The organism is Streptomyces sp. NPDC029152 (assembly GCF_055564355.1).
Genome location: NZ_JBVHWR010000028.1, coordinates 1 through 20,847, shown reverse-complemented (window position 1 = coordinate 20,847; position 20,847 = coordinate 1). Strand labels below are relative to the sequence as shown.

The following is a 20,847-nucleotide window of genomic DNA, read 5'->3' as shown; positions in this document are numbered from 1 at the left end:
CGGCCGCCGTGCGCGGGGTCGACCTGAGCCTGGCCGCGGGCGAGAAGCTCGGCATCGCGGGCGAGTCCGGCTGCGGCAAGTCCACGCTGGCGCTGGCGCTGCTGCGGCTGCTGCCCGCCGGGGCCCGGGTCGGCGGCGAGGTCCTCCTCGACGGGGAGGACGTGCTGACGATGAGGTGGGGCCGGGTACGGGCGGTGCGCTGGGCCGGGGCGTCGATCGTCTTCCAGGGCGCGATGCACTCCCTCAACGCCGTGCACCGCGTCGGCGACCAGATCGCCGAACCGATCCTGCTGCACCGCAGGGCGACCCCGGCCCAGGCCCGCAGGAGGGCCGGTGAGCTGCTGGAGCAGGTGGGCCTGCCGGCGGCACGGGCGTCCGCCCACCCGCACGAACTGTCCGGCGGGCAGCGGCAGCGCGTGATGATCGCGATGGCGCTGGCCTGCGATCCCCGCCTGATCGTCGCCGACGAACCCACCACCGCGCTCGACGTGATGGTCCAGGCCCAGATCCTGCGCCTGATCGAGGAGCTGGTGAGCGAGCAGGACGTGGGGCTGATCATGATCAGTCACGACCTCGCCGTCCTCGCCGACACCTGCGACCGGCTCGCGGTGATGTACGCGGGCCGGGTGGTCGAGGAGGGCCCGGCGCGACTGGTCCACGACGATGCCCGCCACCCCTACGGCAGGGCCCTGTCGGAGGCGTTCCCGAGGATCGGCGACCCGCGTTCGCGGTTCGCGCCGCGCGGGCTGCCCGGCGACCCGCCCGATCCCGCCGCGGTGCCGTCCGGCTGCGCCTTCCACCCGCGCTGCCCCGTCGCGCTGGACGTCTGCGCCACTGACGACCAGGCGCTGCGCGACGCGGGCGCAGACCGGCGCGCGGCGTGCGTGCACGTGGCCGCGGGGGCGCCGGCGGCCGCGCAGGAAGCAGAAGCGAGGAGCCGCACCGCATGACGACCACGCCACCGCTGCTGAGCGTCGAGGGCCTGCACGTCACCTTCCCCGGCCGGCACGGCGCGCCGCCGGCCCGGGCCGTGGACGGGGTCGACCTCGACATCCGGCCCGGCGAGATCGTGGCGCTGGTCGGCGAGTCCGGCTGCGGCAAGACGACCCTGGCCCGCTCCCTGCTCGGCCTGGTCCGGCCGACCTCGGGCCGCATCACCTTCGACGGGGCGCCGCTCGGCCGCTCCTCGCGCGCGCTGAAGGCCTACCGCAGGCGCGCCCAGCTGGTCCTCCAGGACCCGAGCGGCTCCCTCAACCCGCGGCACACGGTCTACGACGCCGTCGCCGAGGGGCTGCGCGTCCACGGGTACGGCGGTGACGAGCGGGCGGCGGTCGCCGGGGCCCTGGCCCGGGCCGGGCTGCGGCCGCCCGAGCGTTTCTTCCTGCGCTACCCGCACGAACTGTCGGGCGGCCAGCGCCAGCGGGTCGTCATCGCGGGCGCGCTGGTCCTGGAGCCCGAACTGCTCGTCGCCGACGAGCCGGTGGCCTCCCTCGACGCCTCGGTGCGCGGCGAGATCCTGGCGCTGCTGCTGCGGCTGCGCACCGAACTCGGGCTGTCCGCGCTGGTGGTGACCCACGACCTCGGTCTGGCCTGGAACATCGCCGACCGGGTCGCGGTGATGTACCTCGGCCGGATCGTGGAGACGGGCGCGGTCGAGCAGGTGCTGACGGAGCCGCGGCATCCGTACACCCAGGCCCTGCTGTCCGTCCTGCCCGAGGCCCCCGGGGACCCGGTCGTCCTCACCGGCGAACCCCCGGACCCGTCCCGCGTCCCCGCCGGCTGCCGCTTCCACGCCCGCTGCCAGGTCCTGGCGAGCGGCGAGGCGGACCGTGCGGGCGTCGCCGACGCGTGCCGGACCCTCGGCCTGGAGGTTCTCGACGGCGGCGGCGAGGCGCAGGTGGCCTGCCACTGGGCGCGGGCACAGGCGGGGGCGGGGACCGGGGCGGTCTGACGAGGCCGGGCGGCCGGGACGGGGCGGGCCGCCGGCCGTCGGCTGCCGGTCAGGCCCGCTTGTCCTCCGCCGCGATGATCTCGCGGCACTCCTCGACGTCCTCCGCCATCCGCTCCAGGAGCGCGTCCAGCGTCTCGAACTTCGCCTGGCCCCGGACGAAGGCCAGGAAGTCCACGGCGACGTGCAGCCCGTACAGGTCGAGGCCGACGCGGTCGATGGCGTACGCCTCCACCGTGCGCTCGGTGCCCTCGAACTGGGGGTTGGTGCCGACGGAGATCGCGGCCGGCATCACCTCGCCCTGGGCGTGCAGCCGCCCGGCGTAGACGCCGTCGGCGGGGATCGCGGTGTGCGGCAGGGTCTCGACGTTGGCCGTGGGGAAGCCCAGCTCCCGGCCGCGCTGGGCGCCGCGGACGACCACGCCCTCCACGCGGTGCGGGCGGCCCAGGATCTCGGCGGCGCCCCGGACGTCGCCCTCGGCGACCAGGCGGCGGGTCAGGGTGGAGGAGAACGGCTCGCCGCCGCCCGCCTCGCCGGACACGTACAGGTCGACGACCTCGACCTCGAAGTCGTAGATCCGGCCCTGCTCGGCGAGGAAGTCCACGTTCCCGGCGGCCTTGTGGCCGAAGCGGAAGTTGGGGCCCTCGACGACGGCCTTGGCGTGCAGCTTGTCGACCAGGACCTTGACCACGAAGTCGGCCGCGGACAGCTTCGAGAACTCCGTCGTGAACGGGAGGATCAGCACCGCGTCCACGCCCAGTTCGGCGCAGAGCTCGGCGCGGCGGTGGTGCGCGGCGAGCAGCGGCGGGTGGCTGCCGGGGCGGACGACCTCGCTGGGGTGCGGGTCGAAGGTGACGACGACGGCGGGGACCCCCAGTTCGCGGGCGCGGTCCACGGCGTGCTTGATGATCAGCTGGTGTCCGCGGTGGACTCCGTCGTAGGAGCCGATGGTGACGACGCTGCGCCCCCAGTCCTCGGGGATGTCCTCCAAGCCACGCCAGCGCTGCACTGTGTCTGCTCCTTGTCGCACATTCGTCGGAGTCGAAGCCTGTGATGCAGGTCTAAGGGTGCCATGCCGGGCGCCGCCCGCCCGCATCGGCATGGGCGCTGTGACCGGCCGCACGCCGCGCACCGGCCGCGGTCAGGCGGGGACGCGGTTGCCCGCCAGGCCCTCGATCGTGCGGCGTGCGCTCGGGCCGACCAGTGCGGCCCACTGCTCGGGGGCGTCCGCCAGCCAGCCGGTGACCCGGCCGGCGAACCCGGGGAGGTGGCGGGCCAGGTCGACCAGGGCGCGGTCGAGGCGGGTGGTGCCGTCCGGGGTGCGGACCATGAGCAGGGCGGTGCGGTGGACGAGGGCCCTCAGGCCGTCGCCGCCCTGGGAGGCGGCGGCGCGCAGCAGCGCGTCCAGCACGGCGGGGTCGTCCTCGTGGGCCAGGAGGTGTTCCCGCAGCTCCCGGCGGAGGGACCCGGAGGCGGGGGCGCCGTCGCCGGCGAGGACGCCGGCCAGCGCGGCCCGTACCGCCTCCGGTCCGCCGTCCAGCAGTCCGGTGATCAGCGGGAGGAGCACGCCGCGGGCGGCGGGGCCCTGGTCGAGGCGCCGGTCGGTGTACGCGGCCACGTGTCCGGCGGTCTCCGGCCGCTCCGCCACGGCCTGGCCGACCAGTGCGGCGACCCGGCGGGCCAGCTGGGGCGTGGTGGCGTCGAGGAGTCCGCGCAGCGCCTCCCCGGCGTCCGGGCCGCGCAGCCGGGCCCGGAAGGCGTCGAGGACCGGGCCGGGGTGGGTCGGCAGGGCCGCGGCCACCGCGCTCGGCGGCAGATACGGGTCGCCCGCCGCGAAGTGCTCCAGCGCCCGCGTCAGGTGCCGGTCGCGGCTGCCCGGGTCCTGGACGAGCAGGGCGAGGGCGCCGCCGTGCAGGAGGCCGTCGGCGGGGCGGGTGAGCAGGACGAGGGCGGCATGGCGCAGCAGGGTGCGGTCGGCGGCGGTACGCGCGTGGGGCGCGGCGCGCAGCCCGTGGGTCACGGCCGCCGCGTGCCGGGCCGGCCGCTCGTCGCGCGCCCACCGGTCGACGGCCCGGCAGACGGCGGACGGCTCCTCCTCGGCCAGGACGGCGAGCAGCTCGCCGGCCCGTCGGTGCGCGCTGTCGGCGAGCACGTCGGTGAGGCCGTCCAGACCGCGGTGGCGGTGGGTGTGCAGCAGCGCCTGCGCGGCGGTCGCCACGGTGGCGTGCGGGGCGGCGGGCAGTGGCCGTTCGTCGTCGAACCAGCGGACGAGGAGCGGCTGTACGGCCGTGGGGTCGGCGGCGAGCAGGCGGGCGGCGGTGTCGAGGTGGCGGGGACCCGGCTCGTGCGGGGCGCCGTCGGCGAGCACCAGACGGCGCAGCAGGTCGAGGCGCGTGGCCTGCGGCAGCCGCAGGGCCGTCCAGAAGGCGGGCCCGAACTCCGCGGGCGCGGGCCGCCCCTCGCCCCGCCGCTCCGCGATGCCGTCGGCGAGCAGGCGCAGCACCTGCGTGTACGGCGTCGCGTCGGGCACGCGCGTCAGCGTCCCGGCGAGGAGCCGGCCCGCCCACCAGGGGTGCGGGTCGGTGTCCAGGGCGTGCACCAGCTCCTCCAGTGTCAGGGCGAGCTGGGGAACGCCGTACTGGCGGCCGAGGTGCAGCAGGGCCTCGACGACGGGGCCGATGCGGTGGTGCGGGACGGGGAGGGTGTGGGTGTCCTGCGGGGCGTGGCGGTCGTGGACGAGGACGCGCAGGGCCTCGTGCAGGTCGAGGTGGATGCCCTGGAGCCAGTCGGCGAGTTCCTCGTGGGCGAATCGGTAGCCGTCGCCGGCGGGTACGAGGAGGCCCTCGGCGAGTACGGCGTGCGCCCAGCCGGTGCCGCCGCCGAGCCGGGCCGGCGCCGGACCCCGGGGGAAGACCGCGTCGAAGGACTCCTGGTCCAGCTCTCCCTGCCCGGGGCCGAGACTGCGCCGGGCGGCCTCGTGGACCTGCCCGCAGACCCGTGCCGCGAGCCGGCGCACGGCGGTGCCGCGCAGACCGTCCTCCGCGGCCAGCCGGGAGGCGACGCGCAGGCACACCAGGTCCAGGTAGGCCCCGAGGACCGCGTCCCGGTCGATGCGGGCGGCCGGCGGGGGGCCGGGGAGGGCCGCCTGCACCTCGGAGAGCAGGCGGAGGGTGAGGGGGTGGCGCCCGTCGTCGTCCGACAGGGTGCCCTCCGCGATGCCGTAGCGCGCCCGTGCCTCCCGCGCCTCGTCGTCCCCCAGGTCACCGAGGCGCACACAGGGCGGCAGCGCACCGCGTCCGGCGCCGGCCGCCGCGGGGCGCGCGGCGCCCGCGTCCGGCCGGTGCCCCGCCGGGCCGGTCCCGGACCACCCGGTCCCCCGGCCACCGGTCCCCGCCCCGAGGCCGCCCCCGAGCCCCCCGGCACCGGCACCGGACCGGGCTTCCCCGGACAGCCGCCGCCCCCCGGCGACCACCTCCGCCCCGAACCCCGCCGGGGCGCCCCCCGGCTCCCCGCCGCGCCCGTCACCGGCCTGCGGTCCGGCGGCCGCCGGAGCCGTCCCCCGCTCCCCGGACCCCCCGGCGGCCGTCTCCGCCGCGAGGACGCCCGACGCGGTACCCCCCGCCGCCCGCGCGTGACCGGCGGCGGCCGTCTCGGGGCTCGTGCTCGGTGTCACGGTCCCGACCGCGCCCCCCGCCGCACCCTCCCCGCGGGGTGCCCCCGCCCGTCCCGCGTCGCCGCCCGCGGGCCTCGGTCCCCGCGCGGGCACACCGGCGAGCTCCCCCGCCGCCCAGGCCGGCACCGGCCCGCGCAGCCGCTCCCCCGTCCCCCGCGCAGCCGCCGGTCGCCCGGCCTCCGCTCCGTGCAGCACCTCCCGGGGGAACTCCGCCCCCGCCCGCTCCCAGTACTCCGCCCGGCACGCCACGATCAGCCGTGCCCCCGTCCCCCGCAGCCAGGCCGTCGTGCCCTCGGTCCACTCGGCGAGGCGGTGGGCCAGGGCCGGCGGCATCTCCTCGGGGCCGTCGAGGAGGATCAGCAGGGGGCGGCCGGCGGAACCGGCGAGGCGGGCGAGGCGCTCCGGGGTGATGTCGCCGAGCCCGGCCGGGCGGGACCCGGCCGGGGCGGCCACGAGGCGTGCGGCGCGGGCCAGCGTCCTGCGTGCCGCGTCGGCCACCGACGTGTCGTCGTCGCGCAGGTCGGCACCGCGCAGCCACAGCGTGGGTGCGGGGGCCGGCCCCCGGGAACGGCGGGCGGCGAGGGCCTCCAGCTCGGTCGTGCGGCCGGTTCCGGGCGCGCCGACGAGCCCGAGGACGTGGACCGGCCCGTCCGTGCGGGCGGCGAACGCGGCGAACTCGCGGGCGGGCACGGCCCGTCCGACCGGCTCCGCGGGGCCCGCTCCGCCCGCCGGCGGAAGCGGTCCCGGGCCGTCCCGCCGCACCGCCGCCGTGAGTTCCAGAATCCCCGCCGGATTGAGGTCCGCGCCGTACGCCGGGACCGTCTCCGCGTTCTCGGCGAGCAGGTCGGCCAGGGGGCCGGGGGCCGCGCGCAGCGGCACGGCGAAGCCGGCGTCGCGGTGCCCTGAGGTCAGGGCGGTGCCGAGGACGCCGAGGACGGCGCCGGTCGCGGCGTCGAGCACGGGCCCGCCGGCCGCGCCGCCGCCGAGCCGCAGCGCGTCCAGCCCGGACGTGCCGACCGCCAGTTCCAGGGCGCCGCCGACGCGGTGGAAGCGGTCGGTGGCCGTGTAGGTGACGTCGGTGGTGCCGAGGACCCGGGCCTCGCGCCAGCAGCCCGCGGCGATCCGGACGTAGGTCCCCGCCTCGACCCGGTCCCGCACGGTGACGGGCAGCGGGTCGGTGCCGAGGCCTTCGGCGCGTACGAGGGCCAGGCCCAGGCCGGGCAGCGGGGTCACGTCCGCGGCGGCCACGACCAGGCGGCGGTCCCCGGCGGTGCGCAGGACGAGCCGGGCCAGGCCGTCGACCGCTTCGTGGCTGGTGATCACCGTGCCGTGGTGGTCGGCGGCGAATCCCGCGCCCCGGGGGCGGCCGGCCAGGTCGTGGACGCGGACGAGGGCGCCGTCCACGTCGCCGGGGGACGGCGGGGCGCCGTCGTGCGGGCCCGGAAGGCCGTCCCATGACAGCCGTCGTGTGCTGTCGCCCGCCTCCCGGGACCGGTTCCGCGACGCCATCGCCGCACCTCCCCGCCGTGCCGCCGTACACCCGTGCTCTGCTCGACGGTAGGCACGTGAAGATCGGCGGGACAGATCACCTCGCGAACGCGCCCCCTTCCACTCCCCCGGTTCACTCCGAGCGCCTGCCCGGACGGGTGAACAGAAGGGAGAGGCTGGATACACCCTAGGGGTGGGGGAACCGAGGGGGACCGTGGAGCGGCGGACGTGGCAGTCCCCGTGACCGCCGCTCCACGGGCGGGAGTTGACGGGCCGTGGGATCAGCCGAAGACGGCCAGGCTCTTCGCCTTGCCCCGGTGTTCCTCCACGAGCGCGAGGAAGCGGCCGTCGGGGTCGAAGACGGCGACGGCACCGGCGCCCGCGTAGGCGTCGGGCATCTCCAGCCGCACCCCGTTGAGGAGCAGCCGGGCCCGCTTGACGTCCACGTCCCAGCGCGGGAAGGCGGCGGCCGCCGCGTCGGCGACCGGCATGACCGCGAGGTCCTGCTGGAGCTGGTCCAGCGTCTTCGCGGCGTCCAGCTTGTACGGACCGACGCGGGTGCGGCGCAGTGCGGTGAGGTGGCCGCCCACGCCGAGGTCGGCGCCGAGGTCGCGGGCCAGGGCACGGATGTAGGTGCCGGAGGAGCAGACCACCGAGACCACCAGGTCCAGCACCGGGGTGCCGTCCTCGGCGACGGCGTCCCGGACGTCGTACACCGCGAAGGAGGAGACGGTGACGGGACGGGCGGGGATCTCGAACTCCTCGCCCTCGCGCGCCCGCTTGTAGGAGCGCACGCCGTTGATCTTGATGGCGCTGACCTTGGACGGCACCTGCATGATGTCGCCGGTCAGTTTGGCGACGGCGGCGTCGACGGCCTCCCGGGTGACCTTCGAGGCGTCCTGCGACCTCGTGATCTCGCCCTCGGCGTCGTCCGTCAGCGTCGTCTGCCCGAGCCTGATGGTGCCCAGGTACTCCTTCTCGGTGAGGGCGAGGTGCCCGAGGAGCTTGGTGGCCCGCTCCACGCCGAGGACCAGGACGCCCGTCGCCATCGGGTCGAGCGTGCCGGCGTGCCCGACGCGCCGCGTCCGGGCGATGCCCCGCATCTTGGCGACGACGTCGTGCGAAGTGAAGCCCGACGGCTTGTCGACGATGACGAGGCCGTCGGGCGTGGTGTGCTTGGCGGTCATTCGGCGGTGTCGTCCGTCTCGTCGTCCTCGGCGCCCGGCTTCCTGTACGGGTCCGCTTCACCGGCGTACGCGGCGCCCGCGGACACCTCGCGCACCTTCGCGTCGGACTGGCGCGCCTTGTCGAGGAGGTCCTCGATGTTCCGGGCGGTGTCCGGGAGGGCGTCCATGACGAAGGTCAGGGTGGGCGTGAACTTCACGCCGGCCGCCTTGCCGACCTCGGAGCGCAGGATGCCCTTGGCGCTCTCCAGCCCGGCGGAGGCGGCCTTGCGCTCCTCGTCGTCCCCGTAGACCGTGTAGAAGACGGTCGCCTCCCGGAGGTCACCCGTGACCCGGGTGTCCGTGATGGTGACGTGCGAGCCGAGCCGCGGGTCCTTGATCCCGCGCTGCAGCTTCTGGGCCACCACCTCCCGGATGAGGTCCGCCAGCCTTTTCGCCCGCGCGTTGTCGGCCACTGGTCCGTCTCCCGTTCTTTCCTGTCTCTGTTCTTGGGCTGGGGAAGTCAGTCGTCCTCGCCGTGGAAGCGCCGTCGGACCGACAGCAGTTCCACCTCGGGACGGGCGGCCACCAGCCGTTCGCACCGGTCGAGTACGTCGGTCAGGTGCCCCGCGTCCGCGGAGACCATGGCGAGACCGATACCGGCTCGCCGGTGCAGGTCCATGTTCTCCACCTCGGCCGCGCTCACGGAGTACTTCCGCTGGAGCTCGGCGATGATCGGGCGGACGACGGAGCGCTTCTCCTTCAGCGACCGTACGTCGCCGAGGAGGAGGTCGAAGGACAGCGTCCCCACGTACATGTGTGTATCCGGATGACCCGCCGGCACGGGATCGATGGCCCTGCCACAGGTGTGGGCAGGGACATCAGGAACGGTACCCCGATCCGGCCGGTGACTCGACGGGGTTTCCCCGCCGGCCGCGCGACGTCGCGGGGTGCCGCAGACAGCGGCCGGCCGGCCGACGGGACGCGTCCCGTCGGCCGGCCGGAGCAGCCGGGTGTCACACCCGCGGCTTCTCGCGCATCTCGTAGGTCGCGATGACGTCGTCGACCTTGATGTCGTTGAAGTTTCCGAGGTTGATACCACCCTCGAAGCCTTCGCGGATCTCGGTGACGTCGTCCTTGAAGCGACGCAGACCCTCGATGTTGAGGTTCTCCGCGATGACCTTGCCGTCGCGGATGAGGCGCGCCTTGGTGTTGCGCTTGACCTCGCCGGAGCGGATGAGGACACCCGCGATGTTGCCCAGCTTGGACGAGCGGAAGACCTCGCGGATCTCCGCCGTACCGAGCTCGACCTCTTCGTACTCCGGCTTGAGCATGCCCTTGAGGGCCGCCTCGATCTCCTCGATCGCCTGGTAGATGACCGAGTAGTACCGGACGTCCACACCCTCGCGTTCGGCCATCTGCGCGGCACGCCCGGCGGCGCGCACGTTGAAGCCGATCACGATGGCGTCGGAGCCCATCGCCAGGTCGATGTCGGACTCCGTGACCGCACCGACGCCGCGGTGCAGGACGCGGATGTCGACCTCTTCGCCGACGTCCAGCTGGAGCAGCGAGGACTCGAGGGCCTCGACGGAACCGGAAGCGTCACCCTTGATGATCAGGTTCAGCTGCTGGACCTCGCCGGCCTTGAGCACCTTGTCCAGGTCCTCCAGCGACACGCGGCGCGTGCGCTTGGCGAACGCGGCGTTCCGCTCGCGGGCGGCGCGCTTCTCCGCGATCTGGCGGGCCGTACGGTCCTCCTCGACCACGATGAAGTTGTCACCGGCGCCCGGGACGTTGGTCAGGCCCAGGACCTGGACCGGCGTCGACGGACCGGCCTCGGCGACGTTGTTGCCGTTGTCGTCGAGCATGGCGCGGACGCGGCCGTAGGCGTCGCCCACCACCATCGTGTCGCCGACCCGCAGCGTGCCTCGCTGGACGAGGACCGTCGCCACGGCACCGCGGCCGCGGTCGAGACGGGACTCGATCGAGATGCCCTGCGCGTCCTGGTGCGGGTTGGCCCGCAGGTCGAGCGAGGCGTCGGCCGTGAGGATCACGGCCTCCAGCAGCGAGTCGATGTGCAGACCCTGCTTGGCGGAGATGTCGACGAACATGGTGTCGCCGCCGTACTCCTCGGCCACCAGGCCGTACTCGGTCAGCTGACCGCGCACCTTGGTCGGGTCGGCGCCCTCGACGTCGATCTTGTTGACCGCGACGACGATCGGCACGTCGGCCGCCTTCGCGTGGTTGAGCGCCTCGACCGTCTGCGGCATGACGCCGTCGTTGGCCGCGACGACCAGGATCGCGATGTCGGTCGAGCGGGCACCACGGGCACGCATGGCGGTGAACGCCTCGTGACCCGGGGTGTCGATGAAGGTGATCTTGCGCTCTTCGTCGTTGACCTCGGTCGCGACCTGGTAGGCACCGATGTGCTGGGTGATGCCGCCGGCCTCGCCCGCGATGACGTTCGTCTTGCGGATGGCGTCGAGCAGTCGGGTCTTGCCGTGGTCGACGTGACCCATGACGGTGACCACCGGCGGACGGACGACCAGGTCCTCCTCGGAGCCCTCGTCCTCGCCGAACTCCAGGTCGAAGGACTCGAGCAGCTCGCGGTCCTCCTCCTCCGGGCTGACGATCTGAACGTCGTAGTTCATCTCGCCGGCGAGGAGCTGGAGCGTCTCGTCGGAGACGGACTGGGTCGCGGTGACCATCTCGCCGAGGTTCATCATGACCGCGACGAGCGACGCCGGGTTGGCGTTGATCTTCTCCGCGAAGTCGGTGAGCGACGCACCGCGCGACAGGCGAATGGTCTCGCCGTTGCCGCGAGGCAGCATCACGCCGCCGACCGACGGGGCCTGCATGGCCTCGTACTCCTGGCGCCTCTGCCGCTTCGACTTGCGACCGCGACGCGCGGGACCGCCGGGACGGCCGAAGGCGCCCTGCGTGCCACCACGGCCGCCGGGACCGCCGGGACGGCCGCCGAAGCCGGGACGGCCACCGCCGCCGCCGAAGCCGCCGCCACCACCGGGACGACCGGCGAAGCCGCCGCCGCCACCGGGACGACCGGCACCGCCGCCGCCACCGGGACGGCCGGCGAAGCCGCCGCCGCCCGGACGACCGCCGCCGCCGGGACGACCGGCACCGGCCGGGCCGCGGCCGCCGGGGCCGGGACGCGGGCCGGCAGCGGGACGCTGCGGCATCATGCCGGGGTTCGGACGCGGGCCGCCGGGACGGGGACCGCCGGGACCGCCCTGCGGACGCGGCATCGAGCCCGGGGTCGGGCGGTTGCCGCCCGGAGCCTGGGGACGCGGACCGCCGCCCTGGCCGGGAGCCTGCGGACGGGGACCGGCGCCGGGGGCACCGGCCGGTCGGGGTCCGCCCTGCGGACGGGGCGCCTGCGGACGCGCCATGCCGGCGTTGCCGCCGGAGGTGAAGGGGTTGTTGCCCGGGCGCGGACCGCCGGGACGGCCGCCGGGACGCTGTGCCGGGGCACCGGGACGCTGGCCGCCGGGACGGCCCTGGCCGCCCTGCTGACCACGGTCCTGGCCGGGACCGGCGGGACGACCGCCGGGCTTCGGGGCGCCGGGGCGCGCGGCGGGCCGGGGGCCGGACGGCGCCGGGGCGGCGGGAGCCGCCGGAGGCGCGGTGAACTCCGGGGCGGCCGGAGCCGGACGCGGGGCCGGCTTGGGACCCGGCGTCGGACGCGGACCCGGAGCCGCCGGCGCGGGCGCCGACGGAGCCGCGGGCTGCTCGGCGGCCGGGGGCTTGGGTGCGGCCGGCCGCGGCGCGGCCGGACGTGCCGCCTGCGCCGGAGAGGGCGCGGCGGGCCTGGGGGTCGCCTTGCGGGGGGCGGGCTTGGCGGACTTGCCGTTGCCACCCTGCTGGAAGGCGTCTGTCAGCTTGCGTACTACGGGCGCTTCGATGGTCGAAGACGCCGAACGGACGAACTCACCGAGTTCCTGGAGCTTGGCCATGACGACCTTGCTCTCGACACCGAACTCCTTGGCGAGTTCGTAGACCCGGACCTTAGCCACTTCGCTCCTCTGAGGTCCGGGTTGCGTCCGGACCGTCGCTAGTTCATGGGCGTACTCATCGCGTACTCATCGAGTGCTCATCGCAATCTCGACCTGCTTTCGACTCGCGAGGTACCAGGCCGCACGGGGTTCCGTGCGGCACGTCTTCCTTACCACGTTGCTCACATGGTGCCTTCAGCAACCTTGTGCCCGCTCGACGTAGCAGCGCAACGCCTTTACGTCGAGCGGGCCCGGGACGCGGAGCGCCCGCGGGAACGCCTTACGACGCACTGCCTGGTCGACACAGACCGTGGCGGGGTGCACATACGCACCCCGGCCGGGCAGCGTACCGCGTGCATCGGGGACGCATGCGTCCTCGATCACCACGGTCCGCAGCAGCTGGCTCTTGACCGCTCGCTCCCGGCACCCCACGCAGGTGCGCTCAGGGCGTGCGCGGCTAGATGTCCGGCCAGACACTCCTCAGTCTACCTCCCCGGACCGACCTCACCCCTTTGGGGCAAGAATCGAACACGTGCCGTGCGCCAACCTGTCGTGATCTCAGCGACGGGCGGCTTGGATCTATTCCCCGTTCCCGGTCGGGCCGCGGGGCCGTCCTACTGCGCGGAACGCTCGGAAGGCTGCTCGGTGTCCGGCCGGATGTCGATCCGCCAGCCGGTCAGCCGGGCCGCGAGCCGGGCGTTCTGGCCTTCCTTGCCGATCGCCAGCGACAGCTGGTAGTCCGGCACGATCACGCGCGCGGAGCGGGCCGCCAGGTCCACGACCTCGACCTTGGACACGCGGGCCGGGGAGAGCGCGTTCGCCACCATCTCGGCCGGGTCGTCCGACCAGTCGACGATGTCGATCTTCTCACCGTTCAGCTCGCCCATCACGTTGCGGACCCGGCCGCCCATCGGGCCGATGCAGGCGCCCTTGGCGTTCAGACCCGAACGGGTGGAGCGGACGGCGATCTTCGTGCGGTGGCCGGCCTCGCGGGCGATCGCGGCGATCTCGACGGAACCGTCGGCGATCTCCGGCACCTCCAGGGCGAAGAGCTTCTTCACCAGGTTGGGGTGCGTGCGCGACAGGGTCACGGACGGGCCGCGCACACCCTTCGCCACCCGGACGACGTAGCTGCGCAGCCGCGTGCCGTGCGGGTAGGACTCGCCGGGCACCTGCTCCTGCACCGGCAGGATGGCCTCCAGCTTGCCGATGTCGACGAGCACGTTCTTCGGGTCGCGGCCCTGCTGGACCACTCCGGTGACGATGTCGCCCTCGCGGCCGGCGTACTCGCCGAGCGTCGCGTCGTCCTCGGCGTCGCGCAGCCGCTGCAGGATGACCTGCTTGGCGGTGGTGGCGGCGATACGGCCGAAGTCGGACGGGGTGTCGTCGAACTCCCGGGCCTGCTGGCCCTCTTCGAGGTCGTCGGGGTCCTCCTTCGCCCACACGGTCACATGTCCGGTCTCCCGGTTGAGCTCCACGCGCGCGTGCCGGCGGCTTCCCTCGGTGCGGTGATAGGCGATGAGGAGGGCCGACTCGATCGCTCCGACCAGCAGGTCGAAGGAGATCTCCTTCTCCCGTACCAAGCCCCGCAGGGCGCTCATGTCGATGTCCACGGCTACGCCTCCTCCTCTTCCGTCATGTCCTTCTCGTCCTGCTTGTCCTGCTTGTCCTTGCGGTTGAACTCGACCTGGACGCGTGCCTTGTCGATGTCGCCGAAGGCGAGTCTGCGGGTGGTGGCCCTGCGGCCCTTCACTCCGGGCACTTCGAGGTCGAGTCCGTCGTCGTCCACGCCGAGGATCCGGGCGACCAGTTCGCCGCCCTCGTGGAGCTGGAACCGCACCAGGCGGTCCACGGCCCGCGCGTAGTGGCGGTGTTCGGTGAGGGAGCGCTCCGCGCCCGGGGTTCCGACCTCGAGGGTGTACTCCGCCTCGCCCATCGCGTCCGTCTCGTCGAGCTTCGCCGAGAGCGCGCGGCTCACATCGGCGATCCGGTCGAGGTCCGCACCGGTGTCGGAGTCGACGACGACACGCAGCACGCGCTTGCGTCCGACCGAGTCCACGGCGATCTCTTCGAGGTCCAGACCCTGGGAGGTGACGAGCGGCTCCAGCAGCTCTCGCAGCCTCTCGCTCTGGGTGGTGCTCATCCGGGTGACTCCTCGGCCGCGTGTGCTGTTGTGGGATGGGGCGCGTGTCTGGTCAAAGGGTATCCGGTCGCGGGGGGTGTTGCCGTCCACCCGGGACCGGCGGTGCCGCTGAGTGGTGCCCGGGCGAGGCCCGGGTACCGTGATCACGGGCGTGCCGCGCCGCTGGTCCCCGCTCTTCCCGCCGCGCGCCCTCGCTCACCCGTCGGTTCCGTACGAGTCTGCCGAGGACGTCTGCCGTGTCGTTCCCCTCATCGCCGCGCCTGCCCTCGGGGCCGCGCCGAAGGAGCCTGCTCACCTCGGCCGCCGGGGCCGCCGGGGCCGCCCTGCTCGCCGGCTGTACCGGTGGCTCCGGTTCCGACACCGCGGGCGGCACACCGTCCGCCGACGAACGGGCACGCGCGCGTGCGGCGCGGGACAGTGAGGTGCTGGCCGCGCGGTACGACGCGGTGATCGCCGCGCACCCGGGGCTGGGCGCGCGGCTGCGGCCGCTGCGGGACGAGGTCGTACGGCACGCGGAGGCGTTCGGCGGCGCGCGGGCCGCCTCCCCGAAGGCGTCGCCGTCGCTCTCGGCGCGGGCAGCCGGGCCGGGGGACGGTTCCGGCGTGCCGGTGACCGAGAAGGACGCGCTGGCCGGGCTTGCCGCCGCCGAGCGCGAGCTGGCCGACCGGCGGGCCGGGGCGCTGCTGGAGGTGCCGGGCGAGTCGGCACGGCTGCTGGCGTCGGTGGCGGCGGCCGGGGCGGCGCACGTGTTTCTGCTGACGGAGGGTGACGGGTGAGCGAGGCGAAGGACCGGGTGCTGGACGCCCTCCAGGCGGCACTGGCGGCCGAGCACGCCGCGGTGTACGGCTACGGCGTCGTCGGCGGGCGGATCGGCGAGGAGCGGCGTACCGAGGCGCGGACGGCGTACGACGCGCACCGGGCGCGGCGGGACGCGCTGGCGCGCGAGGTGGGCGACCTGGGCGGCAGGCCGGTCGCCGCGGCGGCCGGGTACGCGCTGCCCTTCGCGGTGCCGGACGCGGCGGCCGCGGTGCGGCTGGCGGCCGAGCTGGAGAGCCGGACGGCCGGGGTCTACTCCGACCTGGTGCGGGCGGCGAAGGGCGAGCTGCGGGCCACGGCGGCCGGGGCGCTGCGCGAGGCGGCGGTCCGGGCCGTGCGCTGGCGCGGCGGGAGCGTAGCCTTCCCTGGGCTCGCCGAGCGGGCCGGCACACCGTCGGCCTCGGCGTCACCGACTGCGTAACACGTACGGCAGGTCCCGTACGGGAAGGGAACGGCTCGCGCATGGCTTTCGAACCGCCGCGGCGTCTGGTCAGGGCGCTCGGTGAGACGGCACCGGTCGGTGACGACTGGCTGGAGAAGCTGCCGGGGACGGCGCGGGAGGCCGTGGCGCTGTGCGGGGCGACCGTGGAGCGGGTGCAGGTGCCCGGCGGACGCAGCAGCCTGGTGATCCTGGTGCGGCGGGCCGACGGGACGCCGGCGGTGCTCAAGCTGGCCCCGCGCCGGGCCCGGCCCGAGAGCGAGCGGGCGGCGCTCGCCCACTGGGGCGGGCTGGGCGCCGTGCAGCTGCTCGGAGGGGACACGCCGGAGGGCGTGCTGCTGCTGGAGCGGCTGCATCCGGACGTGTCGGTGCGGTCCCTGCCGGAGTCGAAGGCGCTGCTGGAGGCCGCGGGCACGCTGCGGCGGCTGTGGGTGGAGCCGCCCGCCGGTCACTCCTTCGAGACCGTGGCCGAACGGACTGGGCGTCAGGCCGAGGCCATGCGGGCGGGCGCCGCGGCCGATCCGGGGGTGGCCGCGCTGGTGGACGCGGCGCTGGCGGCCCGCGAGGAGCTGCTGGCCGCGCCGTCCGAGCAGCGGCTGCTGCACGGCACGTTCCGGCAGAGCAAGGTGCTCGCCGGGGACCGGATGCCGTGGCTGGCCGTGGGACCGGACCCGGTGGTCGGCGAGAACGCCTTCGACCTGGCGCGGCTGGTGCGGGACCGGGTGGAGGATTTGATCGCCCAGCCGTCGGGCGCCTCGACGACCCGGCGGCGGGTGAAGCGGCTCGCCGAGTCGCTGGAGGTCGACCAGGAGCGGCTGCGCGGCTGGACGCTGTTCCGTGCGGTGGAGTCGGGCGTACGGGCCCATCGGGTCGGCCGCGAGCGGGACGCGGAACTGCTGTTGGAGTTCGCGGGCTGGCTGTGAGCGCGGGTGCCTGCGGCGCCTGTGCGGGTGTGGTGGGGGTGCGCGGATGCCTGCGGCGGCCCGTGCAGGTTCGGTGGGGGTGCGCGGATGCCTGCGGCGGCCCGTGCAGGTTCGGTGGGGGTGCGCGGATGCCTGCGGCGGCCCGTGCGGGTTCGGTGGGGGTGCGCGTAGCGCCTTGGGTCCGGTGGTGGGTCGGGGCCGCGTCGGGGGGTGTCCGTCCTCGGAACGGCGCGGAATCGGGTACTGACCAACAGACGGGGCGTTGACGCGCCAACCGCTGCGGGCGGACACCCCCCGACACGTCCCCTTCCCGCCGTACGCGGCTGTCCCGCCGTCCCCACTCAGCTGCGGGCAGCCGTCGTGCGCTGCCGTCCCGGCTGCGGGCAGTCGCCGTGCCGCCGCCGCTGCGGGCAGTCGTGCCTCCCCCAGTGCCTGAACGGCCTGGGCGGTACCCCCAGGGCGGCACGGGTGGGCGGTGGGGGTCCCCCCGCTCGAGCGAAGCCGAGAGTGGGGGAGGCACCCCGAAAGCGCCGGGCGCGCGAACCCACCCCGCCCCGCACCCGCGCCGGGCGCCCCGGCAGAGGGGGCGCGTGAACGTACCCGCGTCGGACATCCCCGGCCGCGCGGTCCACCCCCGCGGCCGGAAGCCGTCAGCTGGTGAGGCGGGTGATGGCCTCCTCGACCGTTACTTCCTCGCGCTCTCCCGTGCGGCGGTCCTTCAGCTCGACCACACCCTCGGCGGAGCGGCGGCCGGCGACCAGGATCTGCGGGACGCCGATCAGCTCGGCGTCCGTGAACTTGACGCCCGGGGAGACGCCGGCCCGGTCGTCCACCAGGACCCGGACGCCGGCGGCGGCCAGCTTGTCGGAGACCTCCAGCGCCAGCTCGGTCTGCAGGGCCTTGCCGGCGGCGACGACGTGGACGTCTGCCGGGGCGACCTCCTTGGACCAGACGAGGCCCTTCTCGTCGGCGTGCTGCTCGGCGAGGGCGGCGACGGCGCGGGAGACGCCGATGCCGTAGGAGCCCATGGTGACGCGGGCCGGCTTGCCGTTCTGGCCGAGGACGTCGAGCTTGAGGGCGTCGGTGTACTTGCGGCCGAGCTGGAAGATGTGACCGATCTCGATGGCGCGGTCCAGCTTGAGGCCGGTGCCGCACTTCGGGCAGGGGTCGCCGTCCCGGACCACGACGACGTCGACGTACTCGTCGACCTCGAAGTCACGGCCGGCGACGACGTTCCTGGCGTGGGTGTGCTCCTTGTTGGCGCCCGTGATCCACGCCGTGCCCGGCGCGACGCGCGGGTCGGCGATGTACTTCAGCTTGTCGCCGAAGCCCTGCGGGCCGACGTAGCCGCGGACCAGGTCGGGGCGGCCGACGAAGTCCTCGGCGGTGACCAGTTCGACGGCGGCCGGGGCGAAGTGGGCCTCGACCTTGTCCATGTCAACCTCGCGGTCGCCGGGCACGCCCACGGCGACGATCTCGCCGTCCACCTTGACGAGCAGGTTCTTCAGAGTGGCGGAGGCCGGGACGCCGAGGGAGGCGGCGAGGGTCTCGATGGTCGGGGTGTCCGGGGTGGGGATGTCCTCGGCGGCGGGCACGTCCGACGCGTCCACCGGCTCCAGCGCGTAGGTGATCGCCTCGGTGTTGGCGGCGAAGTCGCAGTTCGGGCAGTCCGCGAAGGTGTCCTCGCCGGCCTCGGCGGGCGCGAGGAACTCCTCGGACTTCGAGCCGCCCATCGCGCCGGCGGTGGCCGCGCAGATGCGGTAGTCGAGGCCCAGGCGCTCGAAGATGCGCTGGTAGGCGGCGCGGTGCAGGGCGTAGGACTCGGCGAGGCCCTCGTCGGCGACGTCGAAGGAGTAGGAGTCCTTCATCAGGAACTCGCGGCCGCGCAGGATGCCGGCCCGGGGACGGGCCTCGTCGCGGTACTTGTTCTGGATCTGGTAGAGGATGACCGGCAGGTCCTTGTAGGAGGACGCCTGGTCCTTCACCAGCAGCGTGAAGATCTCCTCGTGGGTGGGGCCGAGGAGGTAGTCGGCGCCCTTGCGGTCCTGGAGGCGGAACAGCTCGGGGCCGTACTCCTCCCAGCGGCCGGTGGCCTCGTAGGGCTCGCGCGGCAGCAGGGCGGGGAGCTGCACCTCCTGGGCGCCGATGGCGTCCATCTCCTCGCGGACGATGCGCTCGATGTTGCCGAGGACCTTCTTGCCGAGCGGCAGCCAGCTCCACAGGCCGGCGGCGGTGCGGCGCACGTACCCGGCGCGGACCAGCAGCTTGTGGCTGAGGACCTCGGCGTCCGCCGGGTCGTCGCGCAGCGTCTTCGCCATCAACTTCGACATGCGCTGGACCGGTGCGTTGGCCATGGTTCTCGTGTCTCCTGCTGCGTAAGGGTGGTGCTAGGAGGTTAGCCGGGTGGTCCGGTGCGGTGGAAATCGGTTATGGCCTGCGCAGCGGAAGGTGTGCGCCCATCACGGCGTACGGGCGGGGCGCGCTGGGGAACAGGACCTGGCGGGCGAGGTCGGTGTAGCCGAGGGAGCGGTAGAGGCCGCGGGCGGGGCTCTCGGTGTCGATCGCGGAGAGGATCGAGCGGGGTTCGGCGGCGGTGTCGGTGATCGTGGTGATCAGTGAGCGGCCCGCCCCGCGGTTCTGGTGGGCCGGGTGGACGTGGAGTTCGGTGATGACGAAGGAGTCGTCGAGCCAGGCGTCGTTGTGCTGGGCGCGGAGGTAGGGCTCGACGACGGTGGACCACCAGTGGGTGCGGTCGTTGGGCATGCCGTAGACGAAGCCGACGAGCTCCCCCTCGGGGGTGGTGGCGCCGAGGGCGCGGGCGCCGGGGTAGGTCATGTGGCGCTGGACGATCTGGCGGCGGACGGCCACCTCGTCGGGGCCGAGTCCGAAGGCGGCGGCTTGGACGGCAAGGGCCTCGTCGACGTGGGCTGACAGGTCCAGGGGGCCGATGACGAGGTCCATGGCGGGGAGCCTACAGGGGTGACGCGGCTGTGTGCCGGGGGCGATCGGCAGGGGTCAGAACAGCACGCTCATGAAGGAGCCGACCTCCCGGAAGCCCACCCTGTGGTAGGTCCGCCGGGCCGCCGTGTTGAAGTCGTTCACGTACAGGCTCACCACCGGGGCCACGTCGGCCAGGGCGTAGCGCAGGACGGCCGCCATGCCCGGGGCGGCGAGTCCCCGTCCCCGGTAGTCGGGGGCCACCCACACGCCCTGGATCTGGCAGGCGCGGTCGGTGGCGGCGCCGATCTCGGCCTTGAAGACGACCCGGCCGTCGCTGTCGAAACGGGCGAAGGACCGGCCGGAGCCGACGAGTTCGGCGACCCGGGCCTGGTAGAGCAGACCGCCGTCGCCGGCCAGCGGGGAGATGCCGACCTCCTCGGTGAACATCGCCACGCAGGCCGGCATGATCCGCTCCATCTCGTCCTTGCGGACGCGGCGGACGCGGGGGTCGGGGGCGACGTCGGCGGACATGCGGTCGGTGACCATGAGGGGCTGCCGGCCGCGGACTTCGCGGGCCGGGCCCCAGCCGGGTTCGAGGAGCCGCCAGAGCTGGGCGGTGGACTCGGCGGGGCCGACGATGGAGGAGCAGCGGCGGCCGGCCCGACGGGCGCGGTCGGCGAAGGCGCGGACGGCGCGGGGGGTGGCGCAGATGGGGACGAGGTTGGCGCCCGCGTAGCACAGGGACGTCAGCATGCCGTCCTCGTACCAGCCCCACATCTCGCCGCCGAGGCGCCACGGGTCGAGGCCCGCGATCTGCACCCGGGCGGTCACGAAGGCGTTGGCGACCGGCTCGCGGTCGAGGACGGCGAGCGCGGCGTCCAGGTCGCTCGGTTCGAGCACGCGGGAGGTGGTCTGCGTCAACACGTGCGGGGCCTCACCCTAAGATCTGCTGATCTCCGCACTGTACCCGCGGATGCCGAACGGCGTCGCCCCGCCTGCTGTCGCCGCGTGCTCGCCGGCGCGGGCCGGGTGAGCGGACGTCCAGGGGACGGCGCCCCGGACCCCGCTCCGGCCCCGGCTCGTCTCGTCCTCGGACGCCGGGCGGGCCGGAACGCACCGGCCCGGCGCCGGGAGGTGACGGGCGCGGAGCCTCAGCCCGCGACGGAGACCGACGGCTCGCCGGAGGTCACGCCGTCCTTCTCCATCTGCTCGGCGATCTTCATGGCCTCCTCGATGAGGGTCTCCACGATCTTGGACTCGGGCACGGTCTTGATGACCTCGCCCTTGACGAAGATCTGGCCCTT

The 20,847-nt window shown here is 74.7% G+C and carries 17 protein-coding genes and 1 pseudogene; 5 read left to right on the top strand and 13 right to left on the bottom strand.

Features of this window, described 5'->3' with window-relative positions; genetic code table 11:
- Positions 1 to 950, top strand: a 950-nt coding sequence (locus ACZ4V6_RS33560; protein WP_467834656.1) for an ABC transporter ATP-binding protein, incomplete at its 5' end; no start/stop codon positions are given.
- Positions 947 to 1,951 (top strand): ABC transporter ATP-binding protein, encoded by a 1,005-nt coding sequence (locus ACZ4V6_RS33555; RefSeq protein ID WP_467834655.1) that lies wholly within the window; start codon positions 947 to 949, stop codon positions 1,949 to 1,951. The genes ACZ4V6_RS33560 and ACZ4V6_RS33555, both read left to right, overlap by 4 nt.
- A 49-nt stretch (positions 1,952 to 2,000) precedes the next feature.
- Here the strand turns inward: ACZ4V6_RS33555 and ACZ4V6_RS33550 are convergent, their stop codons facing one another.
- The 9 genes from ACZ4V6_RS33550 to rimP all read right to left on the bottom strand — a co-directional run bounded on the left by ACZ4V6_RS33550 (position 2,001) and on the right by rimP (position 14,425).
- Entirely contained in the window at positions 2,001 to 2,957 is a 957-nt protein-coding gene (locus ACZ4V6_RS33550; protein WP_467834653.1) for a bifunctional riboflavin kinase/FAD synthetase, read from the bottom strand.
- A 132-nt stretch (positions 2,958 to 3,089) separates the two neighbouring features.
- Positions 3,090 to 7,130 carry a hypothetical protein gene (locus tag ACZ4V6_RS33545; RefSeq protein ID WP_467834651.1) on the bottom strand — a complete coding sequence of 1,347 codons (4,041 nt, stop codon included), beginning with the start codon at positions 7,128 to 7,130 and terminating at the stop codon, positions 3,090 to 3,092.
- Positions 7,131 to 7,390: 260 nt separating this feature from the next.
- On the bottom strand, positions 7,391 to 8,296 hold the full coding sequence (gene truB, locus ACZ4V6_RS33540) for a tRNA pseudouridine(55) synthase TruB (protein WP_467834649.1): 906 nt from the start codon (positions 8,294 to 8,296) through the stop codon (positions 7,391 to 7,393).
- Positions 8,293 to 8,748: a 30S ribosome-binding factor RbfA gene (gene rbfA / locus ACZ4V6_RS33535; protein WP_451692790.1), complete on the bottom strand. Its 456-nt coding sequence runs from the start codon at positions 8,746 to 8,748 to the stop codon at positions 8,293 to 8,295. Before rbfA ends, truB begins: the two co-directional genes overlap by 4 nt.
- 47 nt (positions 8,749 to 8,795) lie before the next feature.
- Entirely contained in the window at positions 8,796 to 9,089 is a 294-nt protein-coding gene (locus tag ACZ4V6_RS33530) for a DUF503 domain-containing protein (protein WP_077801785.1), read from the bottom strand.
- Between the two features lie 199 nt (positions 9,090 to 9,288).
- Positions 9,289 to 12,303, bottom strand: a complete 3,015-nt coding sequence (gene infB / locus ACZ4V6_RS33525; RefSeq protein WP_467834647.1) for a translation initiation factor IF-2 — start codon at positions 12,301 to 12,303, stop codon at positions 9,289 to 9,291.
- Positions 12,304 to 12,477: 174 nt separating this feature from the next.
- Positions 12,478 to 12,759, bottom strand: a complete 282-nt coding sequence (locus tag ACZ4V6_RS33520; protein WP_467834645.1) for a YlxR family protein — start codon at positions 12,757 to 12,759, stop codon at positions 12,478 to 12,480.
- 137 nt (positions 12,760 to 12,896) lie between these two features.
- Entirely contained in the window at positions 12,897 to 13,895 is a 999-nt protein-coding gene (gene nusA / locus ACZ4V6_RS33515; RefSeq protein ID WP_467834644.1) for a transcription termination factor NusA, read from the bottom strand.
- A gap of 2 nt (positions 13,896 to 13,897) precedes the next feature.
- Positions 13,898 to 14,425, bottom strand: a complete 528-nt coding sequence (gene rimP, locus ACZ4V6_RS33510) for a ribosome maturation factor RimP (protein WP_467834643.1) — start codon at positions 14,423 to 14,425, stop codon at positions 13,898 to 13,900.
- A 236-nt stretch (positions 14,426 to 14,661) separates the two neighbouring features.
- On the opposite strand from rimP, the gene ACZ4V6_RS33505 reads away from it, so the two are divergent.
- The 3 genes from ACZ4V6_RS33505 to ACZ4V6_RS33495 are packed head-to-tail and all read left to right on the top strand — an operon-like array spanning position 14,662 to position 16,603.
- On the top strand, positions 14,662 to 15,201 hold the full coding sequence (locus ACZ4V6_RS33505) for a hypothetical protein (RefSeq protein ID WP_467834642.1): 540 nt from the start codon (positions 14,662 to 14,664) through the stop codon (positions 15,199 to 15,201).
- Positions 15,198 to 15,662, top strand: a complete 465-nt coding sequence (locus ACZ4V6_RS33500) for a ferritin-like domain-containing protein (protein WP_467834641.1) — start codon at positions 15,198 to 15,200, stop codon at positions 15,660 to 15,662. The genes ACZ4V6_RS33505 and ACZ4V6_RS33500 overlap by 4 nt, the downstream gene beginning before the upstream one ends.
- A gap of 41 nt (positions 15,663 to 15,703) precedes the next feature.
- The gene (locus ACZ4V6_RS33495) at positions 15,704 to 16,603 is read left to right on the top strand and encodes an aminoglycoside phosphotransferase family protein (protein ID WP_467834640.1); all 900 of its coding nucleotides are present in this window, start codon (positions 15,704 to 15,706) and stop codon (positions 16,601 to 16,603) included.
- Positions 16,604 to 17,253: 650 nt separating this feature from the next.
- Here the strand turns inward: ACZ4V6_RS33495 and ACZ4V6_RS33490 are convergent.
- The 4 genes and pseudogenes from ACZ4V6_RS33490 to ACZ4V6_RS33475 all read right to left on the bottom strand — a co-directional run.
- Positions 17,254 to 18,957: a proline--tRNA ligase gene (locus tag ACZ4V6_RS33490; RefSeq protein WP_467834638.1), complete on the bottom strand. Its 1,704-nt coding sequence runs from the start codon at positions 18,955 to 18,957 to the stop codon at positions 17,254 to 17,256.
- Positions 18,958 to 19,030: 73 nt separating this feature from the next.
- Entirely contained in the window at positions 19,031 to 19,564 is a 534-nt protein-coding gene (locus ACZ4V6_RS33485) for a GNAT family N-acetyltransferase (protein ID WP_467834636.1), read from the bottom strand.
- A gap of 54 nt (positions 19,565 to 19,618) precedes the next feature.
- Complete coding sequence (locus tag ACZ4V6_RS33480; RefSeq protein ID WP_467834635.1) at positions 19,619 to 20,467, bottom strand: GNAT family N-acetyltransferase; 849 nt, start codon at positions 20,465 to 20,467, stop codon at positions 19,619 to 19,621.
- Between the two features lie 227 nt (positions 20,468 to 20,694).
- Positions 20,695 to 20,847: pseudogene (locus tag ACZ4V6_RS33475) on the bottom strand (flavodoxin-dependent (E)-4-hydroxy-3-methylbut-2-enyl-diphosphate synthase); the annotation flags it as partial.

Excerpts from the sequence above, each read along its gene's own strand:
- ACZ4V6_RS33555 (WP_467834655.1), top strand. The coding sequence starts at position 947 with ATGACGACCACGCCACCGCTGCTGAGCGTCGAGGGCCTGCACGTCACC.
- ACZ4V6_RS33545 (WP_467834651.1), bottom strand. The coding sequence starts at position 7,130 with ATGGCGTCGCGGAACCGGTCCCGGGAGGCGGGCGACAGCACACGACGG.
- truB (WP_467834649.1), bottom strand. The coding sequence starts at position 8,296 with ATGACCGCCAAGCACACCACGCCCGACGGCCTCGTCATCGTCGACAAG.
- ACZ4V6_RS33530 (WP_077801785.1), bottom strand. The coding sequence starts at position 9,089 with ATGTACGTGGGGACGCTGTCCTTCGACCTCCTCCTCGGCGACGTACGG.
- rimP (WP_467834643.1), bottom strand. The coding sequence starts at position 14,425 with ATGAGCACCACCCAGAGCGAGAGGCTGCGAGAGCTGCTGGAGCCGCTC.
- ACZ4V6_RS33495 (WP_467834640.1), top strand. The coding sequence starts at position 15,704 with ATGGCTTTCGAACCGCCGCGGCGTCTGGTCAGGGCGCTCGGTGAGACG.
- ACZ4V6_RS33490 (WP_467834638.1), bottom strand. The coding sequence starts at position 18,957 with ATGGCCAACGCACCGGTCCAGCGCATGTCGAAGTTGATGGCGAAGACG.
- ACZ4V6_RS33485 (WP_467834636.1), bottom strand. The coding sequence starts at position 19,564 with ATGGACCTCGTCATCGGCCCCCTGGACCTGTCAGCCCACGTCGACGAG.